The sequence below is a fragment of the Frankia sp. CoWAU3 genome (assembly GCF_977971855.1).
Map to the genome: position 1 here is coordinate 1059 of NZ_CDWWXB010000244.1, position 4003 is coordinate 5061.

2 protein-coding genes are annotated in these 4003 nt (G+C 72.3%); one reads left to right on the forward strand and one right to left on the reverse strand.

Going from position 1 to position 4003, the window contains the following annotated elements; all coding sequences use genetic code 11:
• A partial coding sequence (locus AC08ON_RS16380) for an anti-sigma factor RsbA family regulatory protein (RefSeq protein WP_476617281.1) occupies positions 1 to 1017 on the reverse strand: 1017 nt, incomplete at its 3' end.
• A 372-nt stretch (positions 1018 to 1389) separates the two neighbouring features.
• Between AC08ON_RS16380 and AC08ON_RS16385 the strand changes: the two genes are divergently transcribed.
• The gene (locus tag AC08ON_RS16385; protein WP_476606919.1) at positions 1390 to 3891 is read left to right on the forward strand and encodes a Tex family protein; all 2502 of its coding nucleotides are present in this window, start codon (positions 1390 to 1392) and stop codon (positions 3889 to 3891) included.
• The last annotated feature ends 112 nt before the right edge of the window (positions 3892 to 4003 follow it).

The window sequence follows — 4003 nt, forward strand, 5'->3', positions numbered from 1 at the left end:
TCCGGCCAACCGGTCGTACAGCCGGCCGCCGTCGCGGACCTCGCAGATCAGGCAGGCGTCGTCCGTCCAGAGGCGGACCGCTCCATGGCCCCCGCCGTGGTGCACGCTGTTCGTGGCGACCTCGTGCACGGCCAGCTCGAACTCGCCGGTCCGCTCGGCGCCCAGGCCCCAGGCCAGGGCGACCCGGATCACCTCGGCGCGGACGTGCCCCAAGTCGCGCGGGCCGAAGGCGAACTCGACGCGGGGAACGCCGAGGTCCGGCAGGGCCTCGGCCAGCGGGTCGGGGCCCGGACCCGCGACGGCGGGCCCGGGCGGTCGATACCGGGAACTGATCCGGCCCAGCCCGCCCTCCACCACCGCGGGATGGGTGCGCCAGATCTCGTCAACGAGCGCCGGGCCGATCCGGCCCACGTCATAGAGGCACCGCAACCGCCACGCCGGCGGCGCGGCGAACGCCTCGTTGAGCAACGCCTCGTGCAGCATGGATTCCCGCAGCTCCGGGCCGGGCCGGGCCAGCCATGTCGGCTCGCCGATCCCCCGTACCAGCCGACCGCGCTCGACACCGAGATCCAGAAAATCCTGCCAGGCCGGAATAATCCGGGCCGGGTTACGACCAAGCTCGGCCATATCGAGAAAAGAGACACGCTGCGCGGCCCGACCGAGGGCGGCGCGTAACTGGCGTATCCGCGGCTGTGTCACGGCTACCAGGACGGCCTCGTCGACCGCGAGTCCGGCGAGCACGAAATCGCGCGTTGCGTTGAGGAAACCGGCGTCGCCCTGATACAGGAAAGCCTCGTGCCGAATCCCGTCGGCCCCACTTCCACCGGCGACCGGGCCACAGATGTAGCCCAGGGTGCTCCTGTGGCTCACTTCACACCCCGGCGCGGCAAAACGCTGGTCGCCCCCGTGGGAACCCACCCGCCCACTCACCGCGACCTCGGCGGCAGAATGCCGAGAATACACGCGGCCCGCGCCGGCAGCCCCGTCCCCAGTGTGCACGGGCACATCGTAGGTCATGCCGAACCAATGGGATATACCCCGCAACGCAATCAGACCGCCCAGCTCGTCAGAGCTGGTAGCGGAAACGACCCGACCAGCCCGGAACCGGTTCTCCGGCCGGGCGGACCACGCCGGGCCGGGCCGGTCGCCGCCGTGACCGCGCCACGCGGGGACGATGCCCGAGACCAGGAGGCCGGCGCCCGAGACCAGGAGGCCGCGGGAACGCGGGAACGCGCACCGGGACCGCCGCCCGCGGGCGGAAAACCTCGTGATCACCCGTAGTCTCGCAGTCAGGGCGTCGGCGCGGGTCTCACCGCGCGGCGCCCGAGCGACGACGCGGCCGGCCCCGGCCCGGCGACCGAAGATCGACGAGAAGGCGGATCAGGGATTGTGACGACGACATCTGTCCCGCAGCGTTCCATCCATCAGCGGATCGCCGAGGAGCTCGGCGTGCGCCAGGGGCAGGTGACGGCGGCGGTCGACCTGCTCGACGGTGGTGCCACCGTGCCCTTCATCGCCCGCTACCGCAAGGAGGCGACCGGCACCCTCGACGACACGCAGCTGCGCACGCTGGAGGAACGGCTACGTTACCTGCGGGAGCTGGAGGATCGGCGCGCCGCGATCCTCGAATCGATCCGGTCGCAGGGCAAGCTGGACGACGCCCTGGCGGCGCAGATCCTCGCCGCCGACTCCAAGGCCCGGTTGGAGGACATCTACCTGCCCTTCAAGCCGAAGCGGCGGACCAGGGCGCAGATCGCCCGGGAGGCCGGCCTCGAACCGCTGGCGGAGAGCCTGTTGGGCGACCCCTCGCTCGACCCGTACGCCACGGCGACGGCCTACGTCGATCCGGAGAAGGGTGTGGCCGAGGCGGGTGCCGCGCTGGAGGGGGCGCGGGCGATCCTCGTCGAACGGTTCGCCGAGGACGCCGACCTGATCGGCACGCTGCGCGAGCGGATGTGGTCGCGTGGCGTCCTGGTATCCCGGGTCCGGGAGGGCAAGGAGGAGGCGGGGGCGAAGTTCTCGGACTACTTCGACTTCTCCGAGCCGTTCACCTCGTTGCCGTCGCACCGCATCCTCGCGGCGTTCCGGGGGGAAAAGGAGGAGATCCTCGACCTGACCCTCGAACCGGACGTGCCGGCGGAGCCGGACGCCGCCCCGCCGCCCGGGCCGACCGACTACGAGACGCGGATCGCCGAGGCGTTCGGGATCTCCGACGCGGGCCGACCGGCGGACCGGTGGCTCCTCGACACGGTCCGCTGGGCCTGGCGCACCCGCATCCTCGTGCACCTCGGCGTCGATCTACGGATGCGGCTGTGGACGGCCGCCGAGGACACCGCCGTGCGGGTGTTCGCGGCGAACCTGCGTGACCTGCTGCTCGCGGCGCCGGCCGGAACCCGGGCGACCATGGGTCTCGACCCGGGGTACCGCACCGGAGTGAAGGTCGCCGTGGTCGACCCGACCGGCAAGGTGGTCGCCACCGACACCATTCATCCGCACGTCCCGGCGCGGCGGTGGGACGAGTCGATCGCCACCCTGGCCCGGCTCGCCCGGGAGCATCGCGTCGACCTGATCTCGATCGGGAACGGGACGGCCTCCCGGGAGACCGACAAGCTCGCCGAGGACCTCATCCGCCGGCACTCGGAGCTGTCGCTGACGAAGGTGACGGTCTCGGAGGCGGGGGCGTCGGTGTACTCGGCGTCCGCCTACGCCGCGGCGGAGCTTCCGGGGCTCGACGTCTCACTGCGCGGGGCCGTGTCGATCGCCCGGCGGCTGCAGGACCCGCTCGCGGAGCTGGTGAAGATCGACCCGAAATCGATCGGGGTTGGGCAGTACCAGCACGACCTGTCCGAGTCCCGGCTGTCGTCGTCCCTGGACGCGGTGGTCGAGGACTGCGTGAACGCGGTGGGGGTGGACGTCAACACCGCGTCCGCCCCGCTGCTGACCCGGGTGTCCGGAATCGGGGCGAGCCTCGCGGAGAGCGTGGTGCGCCACCGCGACACGCACGGGCCGTTCCAGACCAGGGCCGCCCTGAAGGACGTCCCCCGCCTCGGGCCGAAGGCGTTCGAGCAGTGCGCCGGCTTCCTGCGCATCCCCGGCGGGGACGACCCGCTGGACGCCTCCAGCGTGCACCCCGAGTCCTACCCGGTGGTGCGGCGCATCCTCGCGGCGACCGGCGGCGACCTCGGCTCCCTCATCGGCAACGGGGCGGTCCTGCGAGCCCTGAAGCCGAGCGAGTTCGTCGACGACACCTTCGGCCTGCCGACCGTCACCGACATCCTCGCCGAGTTGGAGAAGCCCGGCCGTGACCCGCGGCCAGCCTTCAGGACGGCGGCATTCACCGAAGGGATCGAGACGCTCGCGGACCTGGTCCCCGGCATGACCCTGGAGGGGACCGTCACGAACGTCGCCGCCTTCGGGGCCTTCGTCGACATCGGCGTTCACCAGGACGGCCTGGTGCACGTGTCGGCGATGTCGAAGAACTTCGTCAGCGATCCGCGCGAGGTCGTCAAGCCCGGCGACATCGTGACGGTGAAGGTTCTCGACGTCGACATCCCCCGCAAGCGGATCTCGCTGACACTGCGGCTGGACGACGAGGCCGGTGCCGGGGGCCCGGGCCGCCGGGACGGCGAGGGTGACCGGCGGGGAGCTGCGGGTGCGGGCGCCGGACGCGGCGGAAGCCGTGATCATGATGATCGGCGGAATGGCGGCCGGGGCACCGCGAGTGGCGAACGCGGTGGCGCCGGCGGGCGCAGTGCCGGCGGCAGGAACGGTGCCGGCGGCCGCGGCGGATCCAGCGTGCCGGACGGCGCGATCGCCGAGGCGCTGCGCCGGGCCGGCATCGTCAACGGCGACCAGATCACTCTCGGTGAGTCCGGCCGCAAGCGCGGCTGACCCACTGACCAGGTGACGGGTGGGGCCGGTGGGTCGGGCCGGTGGGAATCACCGGCTCCGGTGCCGCCCACCGACCCCACCCACCTGGCCCCCAGGGGTGCTTCGCGGGTAA